Below are 19,338 nucleotides of genomic sequence, written 5' to 3' on the forward strand. Positions count from 1 at the left end.
GTGCGCCACCTTTCACATTTATTTTATTAAAATTTCAGTTGAATGTCATTTTTTCTATCATAGATTAATCTTGTAATTTACGGGTATTGAATCAAAAAAGGGAGTGACTTCATGTATAACGATTTAACAGGAAAAGTGGCTATTATTACTGGCGGAGCATCAGGTATTGGAAGAGCAACAGCAATTCGCTTTGCAAAAGAAGGCATCAACGTAGTTATCAACTATCATTCTCGTGAGGATGAAGCAAATGCACTTGTCGATATTGTAAAAGAGATTGGTGTTGATGCACTTGCAATAAAAGCAGATACTACAAACAAAAACGAAATGGAAAGTTTAGTGAAACAAACAATAGACCATTTCGGTGCATTTCACATTATGGTAAATAATGCAGGTATTCAGTCTGATATACCGAGCCATACGATGCCAATTGATGAGTTTGATAAAGTAATTGCTGTTAACCTTCGTGGTACATTTATCGGTTGTCAACTGGCATTAGAGCATTTTATGGATCGCAAATTTAAAGGTAGTATCATTAATATTTCAAGTGTTCATGAAATCATACCATGGCCACATTACGCTCACTATAGCGCTAGTAAGGGTGGGGTAAAATTAATGACGCAAAGTTTAGCGTTAGAATATGCGCGCGTTCAAATTCGTATTAATAATATCGCTCCTGGCAGTATCAATACACCGATCAATGCCGAGAATTTTAAAACACCTGAAGCAAAACGAGATGCTGATTTATTTGTTCCTATGGGCTATGTTGCCGAACCAGAAGAAATTGCTAGTGTGGCTGCATTTTTAGCCAGCAAAGAAAGTAAATATATTACAGGTCAAACGATTGTGGCAGATGGTGGACTCAGCCTTTATCCTTCACATCGTAATTTCGAATACGATGCATTATTAGAATCCTTTACAGATGAAATTTAAATAAAGACTGCTTTCTCGAATTGAGAGAGCAGTCTTTATTTTATTCTTCTTTTTCAAGGTCTTGTTTATATTGAATGATAATCTCATTTTCTTTATCCGGATGAATCTTATCTAACTGACTATATACATTGATATGTCGCTCTAAATTTACAAAATGCGCCGGTAGGATCCCACCAAACTCACCATCAACATTGAGCTGTACTTTTTCAAAAGATGATACTTTAATATCTTTCGCTTTTATATAATGTACTTTCGGATGTTTAATGTGATCACCACGTGAAGCAAGTGAGAAGACATGTCCAAATTCAGCAAAATTTACTTTTTCTAAAAATAATAATGTAAAGTAGCCATCATTTATCGATGCATTCGGTACTAACTTTTCAAAGCCACCTACTGAGTTTGTTAAACCGATTAAAAATAACATGACTTCTCCACTGAAGACTTTACCATCATATTCAATACGAATATCCGTTGCTTTTATTTCCGGCAGCATCTCTAACCCTTTAATATAATAAGCTAAAGGTCCAAGGACAGTCTTAAGTTTGCTCGGCGCTTCATAACTTACTTCAGTAATCTTACCACCACCTGCAATGTTGATAAAATAACGATTGTTCATCTTACCTACATCAACCGGTACAGTGTTTCCTTCTATTATCACATCTACAGCTTGTAAAATATCTTTCGGAATGAGTAATGCTCTACCGAAATCATTTACTGTACCCATCGGTATTACACCGATATTCGGGCGGTATTCCTGTTCAGCAATACCGTTTATTACTTCATTAATCGTCCCGTCACCACCCGACGCAATAATAAGATCAAAGCGATCCTCTACAGCTTGTCGTGCTGCTTGTATCGCATCACCTTCTGCTTTTGTTGCGTAGGCACTCGTCTCATATCCTGCATCTTCAAGTTTAATTAACACATCTGCTAATGACTTCTTAAATAATTCTCGTCCAGATGTTGGATTGTAAATAATTCTCGCTCTTTTTCTCAAAAAGCACACCACCTATTTCTTCTCTTTTAAAAATCCACGTTCTCTCAAATACATTCTAAATAAAATAAATGTCACAATCACGATACATACTTGTACACCTTTAATATATATTTCGTTATTCTGGACAGTTGGTGTCATCAATACAATCATCAATGAAATATTAATTGCGATGAGTATAATATAAATCCATCCACTTTTCATTATCTTCTTCTCCCGCCGAATATATTTCGTACAATTTCACGACCGATTTGTCTGCCAACACTAGTAAGTACACTTGTCGCAACTTTTTGTAATTCTGATTTTGGTTTTCTTTTTTCAGCTTTAACCGTTTTAGCTTGTAATTTAGCTTCTGCTGCCTTTTCTTTTTCTGCTTCTATTTGTGTAAACTTTTCCTGTAACATTTCATACGCACTTCCTCGGTCGATAGCTGTGCCATATTTTGCTTGATAAGGATTTTCTGCAAGGACAGTTTGTTTAACGATACTATCGATAACACCTATCTTACTTTCAGGTGGTCGAATAAAGGCACGTTCTACAATGCTAGGTTGACCCTCTTCATTTAAACATGATATTAATGCTTCACCTGTCTTTAATTCACCGATAACAGCTGCAACATCCAGGTCTGGATTTTGTCTGAACGTTTCAGAAGCACTTTTCACTGCTTTTTGATCTCTAGGCGTAAATGAACGTAACGCATGTTGTACACGGTTACCAAGTTGTCCTAAAACTTCATCAGGTAAATCTATCGGATTTTGGGTAATGAAATACACGCCAACACCTTTTGAACGGACAAGGCGAACAACCTGTTCTACTTGCGTAATAAATGACGTTGGTGCATCTTTAAATAATAAATGTGCTTCATCAAAGAAAAATACAAGTTTCGGTTTATCCAGATCACCCACTTCAGGTAATTCCTCAAACAATTCTGTTAATAACCATAAAAGAAAAGTTGAATAGAGTACGGGTTTTGTAAATAAGTTATTTGCCATTAGCACATTGATAATACCTTCACCGTTAGCATTTACTTCCATAAAATCAGTTAAATTTAACGCTGGTTCACCGAAGAAGTTCTCAGCACCTTGTGATTCAAATGATAACAGTTTGCGTTGAATCGCTCCTACTGATTGTTTAGTAATATTTCCATATTTGCTGCTATAAACAGATGCATTATCCGCCATTTCTTTCAGTAAAGATTGCAAGTCTTTTAAGTCTAATAGCAATAATCCATTATCATCACTAATTTTAAAGGCTATATCTAAAATACCAGATTGCGTATCGTTTAATTCTAATAAACGCGCTAAAAGCATCGGTCCCATTTCAGAGATCGTAGCTCTAACTGGTGCGCCATCAACGCCAAATATATCCCACAAACGGACAGGATAACTTCTCGGCTGGTAATCTGTAATATTTAAGTCTTTTAATCGTTGTTCAATTTTTTCATTTATCGTCATCGGTTCAGCAATACTTGCCAAGTCCCCTTTAATATCAGCCAAAAATACCGGTACACCTGACTTTGAAAATTGTTCTGCTAAAACTTTTAATGTTACAGTTTTCCCTGTACCCGTTGCACCGGCTATCAATCCGTGACGATTTGCCATTTGTAATTGTAAAGTTATATCATTCGTATTTTTCGCAATATTTACTGACGTCATCCATATCCCTACCCTTTTTGTTTTGCATCGTTACTTTTTATTTTACAATAATCTATATATTATGCAATTTTGACATAAAAAAAGGCTAAGCATAATGCTTAACCTCTTTTCGCTTCATACCAGCGAAGTGCTTTTGCTTCTAATTTCAAAATATAGTCATTCTTCGTTACATTATAAGTGTTGAAGTCATTTCTATGTTGCACTGCTTGTTGCATCTTAAATTTGGCATATGCCAGACGTTCAAGTTTATGTTCACGTAAATAGTCTCTTAATGCGAGTCTTCTTGTAATTGCATTAAAGTTTGTTCTTTCAATCATCGTTACATAGAACGTCAGTTGATTTTTCTTTGCTACAAAGAGCCTGCACTGTTCATCAGTCATCTCTTTTACTTCAACTTCTTTATAACCGATAGCCTCCATCTTATCTTTATATAAACTCACTTGTGATAAAGTTTTTACGATTGGTAATATATCTATCGTCTGATTACCAGGTAAATCTTTCACTGAAGTGCTTCCAAAATGATGAAGTTCAACGATTTCATTTCTGAAAATTTCTATCAGTTCTTTTGCCTCATGGATAAAAATCTGATGATAATCTTTTTCATTCCATGGCGTATAATCAATCATAAATATCCTCCGATTCGGGAAATGATACTATCGACACTTATATAGAGATATTTTACCATATTAATTGTAGTATTACTATCTCATTTTAATCATTTTCCAATTTGTAATGTTCACAACTTAATTTGCAGATGTGAAATATATTTACTTATATTATCCTAAAAAAGTAGTATTAAACTTAAAATTTTATTTTATTTATGTCTTAACTGTATATGTTTAGGGTATATATCTTAAAGAAAAATTTATCAAATAGTACTTGTATGTATAAATTTTCTCAGTTTTTTGTTACTATATTAGTATGGAATAAAGATGGAGGAACAATTCGCAATGAAGAATTTATTATTTTGGATTTATATCGTTGCAGCAGTTATTCTAATTGCAGTAGGTTATACATTCTGGGAAACACGTGTAACTGACTCTGATGCTAGAGAAAAAGCAATCTCTGAGCAAAGCGGTAAAGATTACTATGCTGAACAAGATAACACGACGAAAAAAGAAGTAAAAAAAGATACAAGCAAGAAACCGAACACAAATCTATTCAAAAACAAAACTTTCCAGTCTATCTATAACAATGCAGTTAAAGATAAGAAAGTTATGAATATCACGCTGGTGTCTACACCGTATCAAACTTCTGACGAGAACACGACCGTCAAAGATGAATTAGCATATGCTTCTGATGATCATATTAAAGTGAATGAGGTAGAAGTATCTGGTTCTTCTTCAACAGTAAGTATCGATAAAATTAATAAAACGAAACCTGACTTAGTCATATTAGATGCATTAACTTTAAACGATTTCTCTGAAGATGTATCTTCAAACGATCACATCGCAACGGTTGAAAGTATCTATTCTGCAGCAGGTAACGATAATACGCCTGTCGTAATCATTGGTACAAGACCTGAATATAATGATTCTAATTTTGCTAAATATCAAAAAGCAGAAGCAGATTATTTCGGTAGTCAAAATAACGAATTTTTCTATGTGAATCAATCTAGTAAATGGCCGAATAATAAGGCAATTGAAGATTATTATAACGTAGATGATGGGTTATTGACAGATCGTGGTGTAGCAAGATGGGTAACATCAATTTCAGATTATTTATTTAATGATAAAGTTGAATAGTTAAAAAGCTTGTCTCCAATAATTTTGGAGACAAGCTTTTTTTGTATTTAAAATAATCCCAGAAATTTCTTTTTCTTTTTCTTTACAGGTTTCTCAATTTTATCTTCTTTCTCTACTTCAATTGGACTGACATAACGAATCGTTTCACCCTTCAACACTTTTTGGGCATTTTCTTTATACTTATTAACGGCTTCGTCGCCATATCTCTCGGCAATTGCTTCATACGCTTCATTCATATAATAGTTTCTAGATGTTACATTATGCGCATCACTCGCTACGATATGGATTAAACGATGATCCATCATCATTTCAGCACACTGCTTACTAAATTCACCTAATTGACCACATACCACACCTGCTGTAACTTGAGCTAGCGCACCAAGTTCTATAAGTTCAGCTAATTTATTTGGATTCTTCTGCAACTCAGCATTACGTTCAGGATGCGCAATAATTGGAATATATCCTTCTAAAGCCATCTTCGTAAATAATTGCTCTGTAAATATTGGTACTTCATGCGAAGGAAACTCAATTAACACATAAGGACTATCTTCAGATAAAGTTAAAGCCTGGCCATTTTTTAAATCTTCAACAACATCTCCATAAATTCTTACTTCCTGACTAGCATGTACTTTTACTGGTATACCTTCAGAAGCAATGATTGTATTCACTTCTTCTGTCAAAGCTTTAATTTTCGGACCAAAATTTTCATACACACCAATTTTATGATGGGGTGTCGCAATAATATCCGTTATTCCTTCTGCATGTGCTGCTTTTGCCATCTCAAGCATATCTTCCTTTGTTTGTGCACCATCATCGATGCCAAATAATATATGGTTATGAATATCAATCATTCTATTTCTCTCCTCGTCCTAAGTTCATTAAAATAATAGTATCAATTTGATAATAATTGTCAATTATTTTTTAACTGTTAATTATTACGCTTAACTATCATTGTATTATAAAAGCTCTAAAAATAGGCACAAATTGTCCTATTTTTAGAGCTGAAAATAAATATATTAACGTTTTTCTAATTCTTCTTTAAGAATTTTATTAACCATTTGCGGATTAGCTTGTCCTTTAGAAATCTTCATGATTTGACCAACTAAGAATCCTGTCGCTTTGCCTTTACCATTCTTAAAGTCTTCGATTGATTGTGGATTGTTATCTAAAGCTTCCGTAACGAATGCTTTTAATTGCTCAGGATCAGAAATTTGAACTAATCCTTGTTCTTCCATAATCACTTTCGGTGCTTTACCACTTTCAACCGTTTCGGCGAATACTTTCTTCGCAATTTTAGAAGAAATTGTACCTTCTGCAAGTAATTTAACCATTTCAGCTAAATTCTCTGGTGTTAATTTCGTATCATGTAAATCCTTTTGATTTTTGTTTAAATATTCATTTACGCCACCCATTAACCAGTTTGAAGAAAGTTTAGCATCTGCATCTAAAGCAATCATAGCTTCGAAGAAATCTGACATTTCTTTCGTTAATGTTAATACGTGTGCGTCATATGCAGGTAATCCGTATTCCGAAACATATTTCGCTTTACGTACATCGGGAAGTTCAGGAATAGAAGCACGCACGCGCTCTTTCCATGCTTCATCAATGAATAAAGGTACTAAATCCGGTTCAGGGAAGTAACGATAATCATCTGAACCTTCTTTAACACGCATCAGAATTGTTTTACCAGTAGATTCGTCAAAACGACGTGTTTCCTGAAGAATTTCTCCTCCATTTAGTAAAACTTCTTCCTGACGTTTCACTTCATGCTCTAACCCTTTTTTAACATAAGAGAATGAGTTTAAGTTTTTTAGCTCTGCTTTCGTACCAAACTTCTCTTGACCAACTGGACGAAGTGAAATGTTGGCATCACATCTTAGTGATCCTTCTTCCATACGTACGTCAGATACACCAGTGTATTGGATGATTGCTTTTAACTTCTCTAAGTAAGCATATGCCTCTTCTGGTGTACGAATATCTGGTTCAGATACGATTTCTACTAAAGGCGTTCCCTGACGGTTTAAATCGACTAATGAATAACCGTCTTTATGGCTGAGTTTACCAGCATCTTCTTCCATATGAAGACGTGTAATACCGATACGTTTAGTTTCACCGTTGACTTCGATATCAATATATCCATTCTCACCAATCGGCTCATCAAATTGTGAGATTTGATAAGCTTTTGGATTATCTGGATAGAAGTAGTTTTTACGGTCGAATTTCGTAGATGTTCTAATATCCATGTTTAATGCCATAGCAGCTCTCATCGCCCAGTCTACAGCAGTTTTATTCACAACAGGTAATACACCTGGATATCCTAAGTCAATCACGTTAACATTTGTGTTCGGTTCTGCTCCGAAATGTGCAGGAGAAGCCGAAAACATTTTTGATTCTGTTTTAAGTTCTACATGGACCTCAAGTCCGATTACTGTTTCAAAATGCATAGTATATTCTCCTTATAATGATTGATAACGTTCAGACATATTAAATACTTGCTCGTAGTTAAATGCAACGTTGTATAATGTTTTCTCATCGAACGGCTTACCGATTAACTGTAAACCAATTGGACGTCCATTTGCTTCTCCACATGGAATAGACATCGATGGAAGACCTGCTAAGTTAATTGGAATAGTTAATATATCATTTGCATACATTGTTAGTGGGTCATCAATTTGAGCACCGATATTGAATGCAACAGTTGGTGCAGTAGGTCCAACAATAACATCGTATGCTTCAAACACGCGTTCGAAGTCTTGTTTAATTAACGTGCGGACTTTTTGCGCTTTTTTATAATAAGCATCGTAGTAACCAGAACTTAAAGCATACGTTCCCAGCATAATACGACGTTTCACTTCATCACCAAAACCTTCCTGACGCGTCTTTTTGTATAACTCTTCTAAGTTTTTAGCACCTTCTGCCTGATAACCATAGCGGATACCATCGAAACGCGCTAAGTTCGCTGACGCTTCACTTGAAGAAAGAATATAATACGTAGCTACACCATATTTAGAATTTGGTAACGAAACTTCTGAAATTTCAGCACCCATTTTTTCTAGTTCTTTAATCGCGTTCTGCACTGAAGTACGTACCTCTTCAGACACACCTTCACCTAAATATTCTTTAGGTACTGCCACGCGTAAACCTTTAATGTCCTTTTCAATATTAGAAGAAAAGTCAACATCTTCTACCGGCGCACTTGTAGAGTCCATATTGTCGTGTCCAGAGATAATTTCTAATACTTTTGCATTATCCTTAACATTTCTTGTAATCGGTCCGATTTGATCTAGAGAAGATGCAAATGCAACTAAACCATAACGCGATACGCGACCATATGTTGGCTTCATACCGACAACACCACAGTATGATGCTGGCTGACGAATTGATCCACCAGTATCACTTCCTAAAGAAAATGGTACTAGACTAGCTGCAACAGCAGCGGCAGATCCACCTGAAGAACCACCAGGTACTGCAGAATGATCAAACGGATTGACAGTTTTCTTATAGAATGAGTTTTCAGTTGATCCACCCATTGCAAATTCATCCATATTTAATTTTCCGACAACAATACCGTTTTCCGCATTTAACTTATTCATAACCGTCGCATTATATACAGGATTAAAACCTGTTAAAATTTTTGATGCACAAGTCGTTTCTAAATCTTTTGTCACGATGTTATCTTTAATCCCCATCGGAATACCGAATAGTTTGCCCGTAGGTTCCTGATTGTCCATCGCCTTCGCTTTATCCATAGCAACAGCTTCATCTAATGCTAAGAAAGAATTGATTGTTGCATCAGTTTGTTTAATATTTTTAAATGTTTCTTCAATTAATTCAGAAGGTTTTACTTTTTTCTCTTGAATCAATTTCGTTAAATTTTCTATAGATTCATATCTTAATGACATTTGTTATTCTCCTCCGTCTAAAATCGATGGTACTTTAAATTGACCCGCTTCAGTACTACGCGCATTTTTTAAGATTTCTTCTTGTGTTAAACTCTTTTCTGCAACATCTTCACGCAATACATTTTGAAGATCTAACACATGGAATGTTGGTTCAACATTGTCTGTATCAACCTCTTCTAATTGATCTGCAAAGTTAAGAATTGCTTCTAATTGAGAGCTGAACTTCGCTGCTTCTTCTTCAGTAATTTCAAGACGTGCTAAATGTGCAACGTGCTTTACCTGCTCGTTTGTTACTTTTGACATGAATATATTCCTCCTGAACTTTATATCATCCTTAAATTTTATCAAATTTTTTAAGAAAAATCTAAAATTATTAAAAATTATCTATGAAAACGCTTTAAAAGGACTTATAATAAAGTGTACAAAATATTCTGATTTAATGTATTAAAGGGATAAAAGGGATAAAGGGGGATAATTAATGTTTTTATTAGGTAATACGTTTCAAAACGTAAAAATCGAAGCAACATGGATGACATATGTCATGATTGCTGTGTACTTCCTGATATTGCTTGGCATCGGATATTACGCCTATAAGCAATCAACAAGCACACTAGATGAGTATATGCTTGGCGGTCGTAATCTTGGTGCTTTAGTTACAGCATTATCAGCAGGTGCTGCTGATATGAGTGGATGGATGTTAATGGGATTACCTGGATCAGTATACTCAACAGGTATTTCAGCAGCATGGATTGCAATTGGATTAACGTTCGGTGCATGGCTTAACTACATATTAGTTGCGCCACGTCTTCGCGTATACACAGAGCTTGCAGACAATGCAATTACTATTCCTGATTTCTTTGAAAAGCGTGTGAGTGATCATACACGTATCTTAAAAATTATTTCAGGTTTAGTAATCGTCGTGTTCTTCACATTATATACACATGCCGGAATGGTATCAGGTGGTGTATTATTTGAAAGTGCATTCGGATTAAATTATCATGTAGGATTAATTTTAACGGCAGGTATCGTTATTCTGTATACTTTGTTCGGTGGATATTTAGCAGTATCATTAACTGACTTCTTCCAAGGTGTTATTATGTTGATCGCGTTAGTATTAGTACCAATCGTAGCGATTATGAAATTGAATGGTTTAGAAGTGTTTGACACTGTGGTTGAATTAAAACCAACAAACTTAGATATCTTCAAAGGAACGACAACTGTAGGAATCATTTCATTACTAGCATGGGGACTAGGATATTTTGGACAACCACATATTATCGTACGATTTATGTCAATTAAATCGCATAGAATGTTACCAGCAGCACGCCGTATCGGTATCTCTTGGATGGCAACCTCACTAATCGGTGCTGTTGTAACTGGATTAGTAGGTATTGCTTTTATTCATGAATCTGGCACAAAATTAGATAATCCAGAAACAATTTTCGTTGTAATGAGTCAAGTACTCTTCCACCCGCTAATTGCTGGATTCTTCTTAGCAGCTATTTTAGCAGCAATTATGAGTACAATATCTTCTCAGCTACTTGTAACAAGTTCAGCATTAACACAAGACTTCTACATGTTATTTACTAAATCCAGCTTACAGGATACAAGTCGTGAGAAAGAATTTGTATTGGTAGGAAGAATATCTGTATTACTTGTAGCAGTCGTAGCTGGTGCTATTGCATGGAGTCCTAATGATACAATCTTAAACTTAGTCGGAAATGCATGGGCTGGATTCGGTGCTGCATTCGGGCCACTTGTATTGTTATCATTATACTGGAAAGGTTTAACAAAACACGGTGCAATTACAGGCATGGTATTAGGATCAATTACAGTAATCTTCTGGATCTTCATGAAATCTCATGGCGGCATCTTCGAATATTATGAAATTATTCCTGGATTTATCATCAGCTTCGTTTCTACTGTATTAGTATCTCTGATGACACCAAAGCCAGAACAACGTATTATTGATGAATTTGATGAAATGAAACGTATTGTAAGAAGTTAACCATAATATATTTTTATGAAAGTGACCTCAGATTTATTTTGAGGTCCTTTTTTATTTTGAAAGATGGTGAGGTGCGAAAGTGGCTTCAGACCTATTTTGAAGTCGCTTTTATGTGTATAAGTCACACAAATTACATAGATATATAATTTTTTTGAGAAAATTTAGTTATTTAAAAATTTACTTTTGAAATAAAATATTCTCTTTCATATTTTCAGTATATAAAAACTATATAATGATTTAATATTTTGTCACAATAATAAAAACAGAAAATAAATTTCTTATTTTTCGTCAATGTAAGCGGTTAACTCCCAAACTGAATTTGCTTTAAATACTCACTTCTCTATAATGAAAGACGTACATATTCAAAGATATGTCTTTTTTTATGTCGAAATTTAGTTTCTAAAAATTATAAGGAGGAGATGTCATTGTTTTTAGGTAATACCTTTCAAAATGTGCAAATTGAAGTAAACTGGATGACATATGTCATGATTATAGCCTACTTCGCAGTATTACTTGCCATTGGTTATTACGCGTATAAACAAGCAACAGGAAATTTAGATGAGTATATGTTAGGTGGTAGAAATTTAGGTCCTTGGGTCACTGCATTATCAGCAGGTGCTTCAGATATGAGTGGCTGGATGATTATGGGCTTACCGGGAGAAATGTATTCAGTTGGGTTAGCTGGATTGTGGATTGCTATTGGACTATCTGTCGGTGCGTATTTAAATTATATAATTGTAGCACCTAGACTACGTGTATTTACTGAGTTAACAGATAATGCAATAACAATTCCTGATTTCTTCGAAAAACGCGTCAATGACCATACACGTGTCTTAAAGATCATTTCAGGACTAATTATCGTCGTATTCTTTACATTATATACACATGCAGGCTTAGTTTCTGGTGGCGTATTGTTCGAAAGTGCTTTTAAATTAGATTATCACTGGGGATTAATTATTACTGGTGCAATCGTTGTACTTTACACACTTTTCGGCGGTTACTTAGCCGTTTCATTAACAGACTTTTTCCAGGGTGTCATTATGTTACTTTCAATGGTTGTAGTACCGATTGTAGCCTTTATGGAACTTGGAGGTATGGACACATTTGGAACAATTGCAGATGTAAAACCTTCAAATTTAGATTTATTTAAAGGAACAACTTTGATAGGTATTATTTCTGCTTTAGCTTGGGGATTAGGTTACTTTGGTCAACCTCATATTATCGTAAGATTTATGTCTATCAAGTCGCACAAATTATTACCTGCAGCTAGACGTATCGGTATTTCATGGATGGTTGTTTCATTATTAGGTGCTTGTCTTTCAGGATTAATCGGTATTGCATTTATTGCAAAGACTGGCACAAAATTAGATAATCCAGAAACTATCTTTATCGTAATGAGTCAAATTTTCTTACATCCATTTGTAGCAGGATTTATCTTAGCTGCAATATTAGCCGCGATTATGAGTACTGTGTCTTCTCAACTACTTGTAACAAGTTCAGCTTTAACGCAAGATTTCTACATGTTATTACGCAAAACTGATGACGGTAAAAATCGTGACAAAGAATTTGTTATGGTAGGAAGACTTGCTGTATTCCTTGTTGCTATTGTCGCTACGTTCTTAGCATGGAATCCAAATGATACGATTCTTAATCTTATCGGAAACGCCTGGGCAGGATTTGGCGCAGCGTTCGGGCCACTCGTTATCTTCTCGTTATACTGGAAGAAACTCACAAAACAAGGCGCGATTGCCGGTATGGTGTCAGGGGCGCTTACTGTTATTATCTGGATCATGTTAAAAGACAAAGGTGGCATTTTTGAACTTTATGAAATTATCCCTGGATATATTGTAAGTATACTCGCAACTGTCATAGTTAGTTTAATCACTTATAAAGATAAATATGATGTTACTTCATTGTTTAATGAAATGAAACGAAGATTACATGCATAATAAAAAAGCCATTCAATACAATTTCGTATTGAATGGCTTTTTCATAATTTACTGACGATATACATGAATCGTTGGTTCTTTATCACCTTTATTTTTCACGATTAACGCAAGTGGTTTATCGTTATCTACGATAGAGATTTCTAAATTATCGACTTGACTGAAATTCTTCATTGCTAAGTCTGCAATATATTGTGTAACCCCTACTACTTCTGCTTTACCAAAGTAGTCTAATGGCACATTAATATTCAGCTCTTTAATCGAATCGTTTACAAAATAACCTGTTCCTATGGATTGCGTAAAGTTTGGAAAGTACGTTTGTAGCTGATCGTTAAATTGTTTATAATCATTATTTAATTTCTCATTTAATTTATCTGCATCAGCTGAAGGTAGCAATACATACTTCTCATTTACAGACTTCCATTTTCCAATCTTCTTACTGCTTTCCTCACTTACAGCGTAAGAGACAAAATTCCCTGGAGTAATACTTTCCGATGATGATTGTATAAAGATTGCAAACGTAATCGGAATATCTTTTAATTCCTGTTTCACACGTAAGCGAGATAGTATCTCATCTGCCATTGCTTTCCCTTTTTTCTCAACTTCTTTTTTATCTAAATTTTCACTATACACTTCACCATATGCTTCTTTTTGATAGTAGTAAACACTATTCATCGCAAGGCCGATTGTCATACCGGAAATTCTCTTACGTTTTGCGTCTGATTCCGTAAAGAAGTCCTGTTCAATAATATGCGATAAATAAGCTGGCGATTCTTTTGCAATCTTCGTTGGATCTGTTTCACCTTTATGCGATGGATTCAAACCGAAGTTGGCATATGCATTTTTTTCGATACGTTCATCTTTGTCCATCTTGTCTATTTCAGCTTTTGTATATTGTGGTTCCAGATAACTTTCTACAGCACTTTTTGTCAGTAATTGGCCATCGCGATACAAATACTCATCAGGAGAAAAAACGTTCTTACTGATACGTAATAAACCTGTTTCAAATGCTTCTCCATTATAGCTGCTAGACATATTTGTACTTGTTAATCCACGTGCCTGACTTTCTTTAAACGGTAATAACGTTCTAAAATAGTCATTTGAAATTTGAATATCAGTAGCAATTTGCTTTTCTTCTTTTTCTTTATTCTGCTCATTAGTCGTCGTTTCAGAATTCGAACAACTTGCTAATATAAGTGTCGATAATACTAAATAGCCTAAACGTTTCATCTTTTTCTCCTAACTATTATTACTTAAGTGCTTCTATCATCATTGTTTCATTCCAGACTTCAATACCTAAAGTTTGTGCTTTTTCAAGCTTGCTTCCAGCGTCTTCTCCTGCTATGACTAAATCTGTTTTCTTCGTTACAGAACTTGTCACTTTAGCACCCAGATTAGTAAGTGCTTTTGTTGCATCACCACGTGACATTATATTTAATTTACCTGTCAGTACAATGGTTTTATTACCGAATACCGGATGAATTTCGATATCTTCTTTTTTCTGTCCATTATACGTCATATTAACGCCACTCGCAGCGAGTTTATCAATTAAATTAATAATATCTTCATTTTGCAGATAAGTAACGAGTGACTGCGCCATTTTATGTCCAATATCATCTATTTCAGTTAATGCTTCTATTGTAGCAGATTTTAAGCGATCCATTGTATGATATTCCTGTGCTAATATTTGACTTGCTTTAGCACCTAGATGACGAATGCCTAAACCGAATAATAATCTTTCGAGTGAATTGGATTTCGATGCTTCTATTGCGCTGAGTAATTTATCTACTTTCTTCTCACCCATGCGTTCAAGCGGTAGAAGTTGTTCACGTGTTAAATTATAAATATCTGCAACATCATGAATGATACCTTCCTGATATAAGCTTTGTACAATGCGTTCACCAAGTCCATCGATATTCATCGCGGTTCTTGAAACGAAGTGTATGACTCCTTCTACAAGTTTCGCATCACATTTCGGATTAATACAACGTAATGCCACTTCTCCTTCAATACGTACAAGTTCATGACCACATGACGGACATACTTCAGGCATATGATAAGTTGTTGCACCCTCAGGTCTACGATCAAGTACGACACGGACAACTTCAGGAATAATTTCACCAGCTTTACGAATAACGACAGAATCTCCGATACGAATATCTTTTTCGTGAATCAGATCTTCATTATGAAGTGATGCACGTCCAACAGTCGTACCTGCAACATTAACAGGTTCTAAAATCGCAGTTGGTGTTACCACACCCGTCCTTCCGATAGATAGTTCAATATCGTTTAATGTCGTTACAACTTCTTCTGCAGGAAACTTATAAGCAATTGCCCATTTCGGTGATTTAGCTGTAAATCCTAATTCATCCTGTTTCGCTAAATCATTAACTTTAATAACGATACCATCAATATCGTATGCTAAATTTTCACGTTTTTCTGTCCAGAGCTTAATATATTCAAAAACTTCCTGCATATCCTTACATAATCTACGTTCAGGGTTTGTCTTAAATCCAATTGCATCAAGTCGATCTAATGCTTCACTTTGACTTGATGCATTAATCTCACGTAAATCATTCACACTGTACAAGAAGATATCAAGCTTTCGTTTAGCGGCAAGCCTTGAATCAAGCTGACGTAATGAACCTGCAGCAGCATTTCGTGGATTTGCTGCCAATTGTTCACCATTTGCAGCGCGTTGTTCATTTAATGCGATAAATGATTTTTTCGGCATATAAGCTTCTCCACGTACTTCAAACGTTAACGGTTCTTTAATCGTTAATGGTATCGCATAGATGGTTCTTAAATTTTCAGTGATATTCTCACCAGTCGTTCCATCACCACGTGTTAATCCCTGAACAAAGGCGCCATCCACATATTTTAGTGAAACAGCTAGTCCATCTATTTTTAGCTCTACCATATATTCTACGTTACCTACTTCGTTTCTAACACGTGTATCAAATGCGATTAAATCTTCTTCGCTAAAAGCATTACCTAGACTTAGCATCGGTGTATCATGATTTACTTTATCAAACTTGGATAAAGGTTCAGCTCCGACACGAACCGTTGGTGAATCCTGAGTTTTCAGTTCAGGATGCTTCTCTTCTATAGCAATTAATTCGTGTAATAGCTTATCATATTCTGCATCCGGTACTGTTGGATTATCCAATACGTGATATTCATAATTATATCGATGTAAAAGTTGATGTAATTCCTGAACTCTTTTTTCCATTGGTTACTCCTTTTTTTCAATCGGTGCAAACTGACTTAATAGACGTTTCATACCAACTGATTTAAATATAATATCAAGTTCTGTTGAACCATTCTTTTCACTAACGTTGCTTACTAAACCTTCTCCCCAGGCTTTATGCATAACTTTATCCCCAACTTTATAGTCACTCGGTGCTGCACTCTGCTGGGTTGCAGTACTCGCCATTCGTCTTGCAGGTCCTCGTTTCACACCTTTAGGGTATGTTGGTCTAGTCGGTGTATCTAAAATGTCGTCAGGAATTTCAGTAATAAATCTTGACTTTCTATTCGCCTGAGTTCTACCGAATAAACTGCGCATATCTGCATGCGTTAAATAGAGATGTTCTTCAGCACGTGTAATTGCAACGTACATCAATCTACGTTCTTCTTCCATCTCACTGTCACTATTCAAGCTTCTTGAATGTGGAAAGATCGTTTCTTCAAGTCCTGCAATAAATACCACTTTAAACTCCAGACCTTTTGCTGAGTGCATCGTCATCAATGTAATACCTGCTTCTAAATCTGCATTATCAACATCTGCAACAAGTTGTAAGTCCGTCAGGAAATTAATCAATGACTGTTCTTCGTCGGGTGTTTCTTTTTCATAATCTTTCGGTACACTCATAAACTCCTGAATATTTTCAATACGAGACTGAGATTCTAATGTGTTCTCTGCTTCTAACATACGCATATAACCTGTTTGTTCAAGCACTTCTTCCGCAAGTTCAGAAACAGACAAGAATTCCTGCTGTTTCATAATGTTATCTAACATATTATAGAACTGGACAAGCTTTTCAGTCGTCTTTTTCGGTAAACCGATAAAGTCAACTTCAGCTAAAGCATCAAAATAGCTCAAACCATTATTCTCAGCATAGGCTACAATTTTATCTAAAGCAGATGGTCCAATGCCTCGTTTAGGCGTATTAATAATACGTGTAAAACTAATATCTTCATTACTATTGGCGATTAATCTCAAATAGCTTAAAATATCTTTAATCTCTTTTCTATCGTAGAATTTTGTTCCGCCAACCATCGTATAATTAACATTTGATTTCATCAAAGTTTCTTCCAGTACACGAGATTGTGCATTCGTACGATATAGAATCGCCATATCTTTTAAAGCATAACCTTCACGCTTTTTCTTCAATATTTCAGATACAATATATTCTGCTTCAGAACGTTCAGACTGTGCTTTATAATAATTAATTTTAGAACCGTGATCATTATCTGTCCATAATGCTTTAGGCTTACGTTCTGTGTTATTTTTTATCACTTCATTGGCAGCAAATAATATATTTTTCGTTGAACGATAGTTTCGCTCTAAAAATATCGTCTTCGCATCTTTATAATCTTTTTCAAAACTTAAAATATTATAAATATCTGCACCACGCCACCCATAGATAGATTGATCTGAATCCCCTACGACACATAAATTTTTAAACTTGTCAGCGAGCATCTTAACAAGCATATATTGCGCCCTATTTGTATCCTGATATTCATCGACGTGAATATACTGAAATTTATTCTGGTAATAATCTAATACATCCGGTACTCGTTCAAATAACTTTAATGTCATCATAATTAAATCATCAAAGTCGAGCGCATGGTTTTTAAGTAATTTCTCCTGATATTGTTTATACACTTTTGCAACCATCACACTCATAAAATCATTTGCATCCGCTTGTGCATCATCAGGTGTTTTTAGTTCATTTTTTAAATTAGAAATCTCACCGACAAACATTCTTGGATCATATTTTTTCGGATCAATATTCTCTTTTTTCAGTATATCTTTTACGACCGAACGCTGATCAGTCGGATCAAGTATTGTAAAATTGCGTTCGATACCTATTCTATCGATATCACGTCTTAAAATTCTCACACACATCGAGTGAAACGTTGAAATCCATATTACGTCTGATGCGTCGCCGATAATATTCTTCACACGCTCTTTCATCTCTTTGGCTGCTTTATTTGTGAATGTTATTGCTAATATTTTATAAGGTGATACATCTTTTTCATCGATTAAATAAGCAATGCGGTGTGTTAGAACACGTGTTTTACCGGAACCTGCTCCTGCCATGATAAGGAGTGGTCCTTCTGTCGTCTTCACTGCATTCTGTTGCTCTTCATTCATGTTCTTTAATAAATCATTCACAATATTAACCCCTAACCTTTACAGTTTGTAATGCACTTTTGATATCTGTATAAATTACATTTCCTACTACGATCGTATCTGCTACTTCGAACATCTCACGCGCTTTCTGTAATGAATCAATACCGCCTCCATAGATAAGTCGCGTTTGATTCAGTCTTTCTTTGGCTGCCTTAACCATACTTACATCTCCATATGTACCACTATATTCGATATACATTGCTTTCAACCCATACAACTGCTCAATCATATCTGCATAAGCAGCAATATCGTCGTGATTTAAATCTGTATGACTACGCGTTAACTTCGCTACTTTACTTTCCGGATTTAACACTACATATCCTTCCATAGTAAATAAATCATAATCCATCATATGCCCCATCTGTTTAATCGCTTCGTGTAGCATACCATTATGAAAATGAACGTTATCACTATTTAACACTGAAGGAATTAAATAATGATCAAACCCTGGAATCGCACTTTCGATATTTGAAATTTCTAATACACATGGTACAGGATAGCGGCGAACGCGACTCATTAAATCTAATACATTTTCCATCGTCACATTATCTGAGCCACCGATAAAAATTGCATCTGTACCTGATTCACAAATACGTTCTAAATCAATATCGCTGATTTCTTTTGCAGGATCTAACTTGAATACATGTTGCCAGTCTTGAATCTCGTACATAAGGTGTCTCCTTTTATAATAATAATGAATATTATATCATTTTTTTGTGCATTTTTAATGCGAAAC

General features: G+C 35.1%; 16 protein-coding genes. 4 read left to right on the forward strand and 12 right to left on the reverse strand.

The genetic code is table 11. The features are described 5' to 3' along the window. The first annotated feature begins 111 nt into the window (after window positions 1-111). Window positions 112-930 (forward strand): glucose 1-dehydrogenase, encoded by an 819-nt coding sequence (locus JJJ02_RS08395; RefSeq protein ID WP_239243164.1) that lies wholly within the window; start codon window positions 112-114, stop codon window positions 928-930. 40 nt (window positions 931-970) lie between these two features. Here the strand turns inward: JJJ02_RS08395 and JJJ02_RS08400 are convergent, their stop codons facing one another. From JJJ02_RS08400 to JJJ02_RS08415, 4 genes are all read right to left on the reverse strand, one after another. Continuing rightward, window positions 971-1,927: a diacylglycerol kinase gene (locus tag JJJ02_RS08400; RefSeq protein WP_099581042.1), complete on the reverse strand. Its 957-nt coding sequence runs from the start codon at window positions 1,925-1,927 to the stop codon at window positions 971-973. A 12-nt stretch (window positions 1,928-1,939) separates the two neighbouring features. Beyond that, window positions 1,940-2,128: a hypothetical protein gene (locus tag JJJ02_RS08405; RefSeq protein WP_111715832.1), complete on the reverse strand. Its 189-nt coding sequence runs from the start codon at window positions 2,126-2,128 to the stop codon at window positions 1,940-1,942. After that, the gene (locus JJJ02_RS08410; RefSeq protein WP_240838364.1) at window positions 2,128-3,579 is read right to left on the reverse strand and encodes a helicase HerA-like domain-containing protein; all 1,452 of its coding nucleotides are present in this window, start codon (window positions 3,577-3,579) and stop codon (window positions 2,128-2,130) included. Before JJJ02_RS08410 ends, JJJ02_RS08405 begins: the two co-directional genes overlap by 1 nt. Window positions 3,580-3,677: 98 nt before the next feature. Beyond that, window positions 3,678-4,205, reverse strand: coding sequence for a GrpB family protein (locus JJJ02_RS08415; RefSeq protein WP_239243163.1), 528 nt, complete (start codon window positions 4,203-4,205; stop codon window positions 3,678-3,680). A 324-nt stretch (window positions 4,206-4,529) separates the two neighbouring features. On the opposite strand from JJJ02_RS08415, the gene JJJ02_RS08420 reads away from it, so the two are divergent. Next, window positions 4,530-5,324: a hypothetical protein gene (locus tag JJJ02_RS08420; protein WP_111715826.1), complete on the forward strand. Its 795-nt coding sequence runs from the start codon at window positions 4,530-4,532 to the stop codon at window positions 5,322-5,324. Between the two features lie 47 nt (window positions 5,325-5,371). On the opposite strand, the gene JJJ02_RS08425 is transcribed toward JJJ02_RS08420, so the two are convergent. The 4 genes from JJJ02_RS08425 to gatC form a co-directional block, all read right to left on the reverse strand. Beyond that, entirely contained in the window at window positions 5,372-6,175 is an 804-nt protein-coding gene (locus JJJ02_RS08425; RefSeq protein WP_111715825.1) for a tyrosine-protein phosphatase, read from the reverse strand. A gap of 165 nt (window positions 6,176-6,340) precedes the next feature. Continuing rightward, window positions 6,341-7,768 (reverse strand): Asp-tRNA(Asn)/Glu-tRNA(Gln) amidotransferase subunit GatB, encoded by a 1,428-nt coding sequence (gatB, locus tag JJJ02_RS08430; protein ID WP_240838367.1) that lies wholly within the window; start codon window positions 7,766-7,768, stop codon window positions 6,341-6,343. 12 nt (window positions 7,769-7,780) lie between these two features. Further along, a complete protein-coding gene (gatA, locus tag JJJ02_RS08435) occupies window positions 7,781-9,226 on the reverse strand; it encodes an Asp-tRNA(Asn)/Glu-tRNA(Gln) amidotransferase subunit GatA (RefSeq protein WP_240838369.1) in 1,446 nt (481 codons plus the stop codon). A gap of 3 nt (window positions 9,227-9,229) precedes the next feature. After that, on the reverse strand, window positions 9,230-9,529 hold the full coding sequence (gene gatC, locus JJJ02_RS08440) for an Asp-tRNA(Asn)/Glu-tRNA(Gln) amidotransferase subunit GatC (RefSeq protein WP_099581026.1): 300 nt from the start codon (window positions 9,527-9,529) through the stop codon (window positions 9,230-9,232). Between the two features lie 175 nt (window positions 9,530-9,704). Between gatC and putP (JJJ02_RS08445) the strand changes: the two genes are divergently transcribed. Next, complete coding sequence (gene putP / locus JJJ02_RS08445) at window positions 9,705-11,234, forward strand: sodium/proline symporter PutP (protein WP_240838371.1); 1,530 nt, start codon at window positions 9,705-9,707, stop codon at window positions 11,232-11,234. 419 nt (window positions 11,235-11,653) lie between these two features. Continuing rightward, complete coding sequence (gene putP / locus JJJ02_RS08450; RefSeq protein ID WP_239243160.1) at window positions 11,654-13,183, forward strand: sodium/proline symporter PutP; 1,530 nt, start codon at window positions 11,654-11,656, stop codon at window positions 13,181-13,183. 48 nt (window positions 13,184-13,231) lie between these two features. On the opposite strand, the gene JJJ02_RS08455 is transcribed toward putP (JJJ02_RS08450), so the two are convergent. The 4 genes from JJJ02_RS08455 to pcrB are packed head-to-tail and all read right to left on the reverse strand — an operon-like array spanning window position 13,232 to window position 19,272. After that, window positions 13,232-14,410, reverse strand: coding sequence for a CamS family sex pheromone protein (locus JJJ02_RS08455; protein ID WP_111715816.1), 1,179 nt, complete (start codon window positions 14,408-14,410; stop codon window positions 13,232-13,234). 19 nt (window positions 14,411-14,429) lie between these two features. Beyond that, entirely contained in the window at window positions 14,430-16,412 is a 1,983-nt protein-coding gene (gene ligA / locus JJJ02_RS08460) for an NAD-dependent DNA ligase LigA (RefSeq protein WP_240838373.1), read from the reverse strand. Between the two features lie 3 nt (window positions 16,413-16,415). Then, complete coding sequence (gene pcrA, locus JJJ02_RS08465; protein WP_240838375.1) at window positions 16,416-18,584, reverse strand: DNA helicase PcrA; 2,169 nt, start codon at window positions 18,582-18,584, stop codon at window positions 16,416-16,418. A 4-nt stretch (window positions 18,585-18,588) separates the two neighbouring features. Further along, a complete protein-coding gene (gene pcrB / locus JJJ02_RS08470; RefSeq protein WP_111715811.1) occupies window positions 18,589-19,272 on the reverse strand; it encodes a heptaprenylglyceryl phosphate synthase in 684 nt (227 codons plus the stop codon). Window positions 19,273-19,338 lie beyond the last annotated feature (66 nt).

The organism is Macrococcus sp. PK, from assembly GCF_022501545.1.
GTDB classification, from domain to species: domain Bacteria; phylum Bacillota; class Bacilli; order Staphylococcales; family Staphylococcaceae; genus Macrococcoides; species Macrococcoides epidermidis.

What these genes read in the sequence shown, in the direction of transcription:
- JJJ02_RS08395 (WP_239243164.1), top strand. Translation starts at nt 112, where the DNA reads ATGTATAACGATTTAACAGGAAAAGTGGCTATTATTACTGGCGGAGCA.
- JJJ02_RS08405 (WP_111715832.1), bottom strand. Translation starts at nt 2,128, where the DNA reads ATGAAAAGTGGATGGATTTATATTATACTCATCGCAATTAATATTTCA.
- JJJ02_RS08410 (WP_240838364.1), bottom strand. Translation starts at nt 3,579, where the DNA reads ATGACGTCAGTAAATATTGCGAAAAATACGAATGATATAACTTTACAA.
- JJJ02_RS08415 (WP_239243163.1), bottom strand. Translation starts at nt 4,205, where the DNA reads ATGATTGATTATACGCCATGGAATGAAAAAGATTATCATCAGATTTTT.
- JJJ02_RS08420 (WP_111715826.1), top strand. Translation starts at nt 4,530, where the DNA reads ATGAAGAATTTATTATTTTGGATTTATATCGTTGCAGCAGTTATTCTA.
- JJJ02_RS08425 (WP_111715825.1), bottom strand. Translation starts at nt 6,175, where the DNA reads ATGATTGATATTCATAACCATATATTATTTGGCATCGATGATGGTGCA.
- gatB (WP_240838367.1), bottom strand. Translation starts at nt 7,768, where the DNA reads ATGCATTTTGAAACAGTAATCGGACTTGAGGTCCATGTAGAACTTAAA.
- gatA (WP_240838369.1), bottom strand. Translation starts at nt 9,226, where the DNA reads ATGTCATTAAGATATGAATCTATAGAAAATTTAACGAAATTGATTCAA.
- gatC (WP_099581026.1), bottom strand. Translation starts at nt 9,529, where the DNA reads ATGTCAAAAGTAACAAACGAGCAGGTAAAGCACGTTGCACATTTAGCA.
- putP (WP_240838371.1), top strand. Translation starts at nt 9,705, where the DNA reads ATGTTTTTATTAGGTAATACGTTTCAAAACGTAAAAATCGAAGCAACA.
- putP (WP_239243160.1), top strand. Translation starts at nt 11,654, where the DNA reads ATGTCATTGTTTTTAGGTAATACCTTTCAAAATGTGCAAATTGAAGTA.
- JJJ02_RS08455 (WP_111715816.1), bottom strand. Translation starts at nt 14,410, where the DNA reads ATGAAACGTTTAGGCTATTTAGTATTATCGACACTTATATTAGCAAGT.
- ligA (WP_240838373.1), bottom strand. Translation starts at nt 16,412, where the DNA reads ATGGAAAAAAGAGTTCAGGAATTACATCAACTTTTACATCGATATAAT.
- pcrB (WP_111715811.1), bottom strand. Translation starts at nt 19,272, where the DNA reads ATGTACGAGATTCAAGACTGGCAACATGTATTCAAGTTAGATCCTGCA.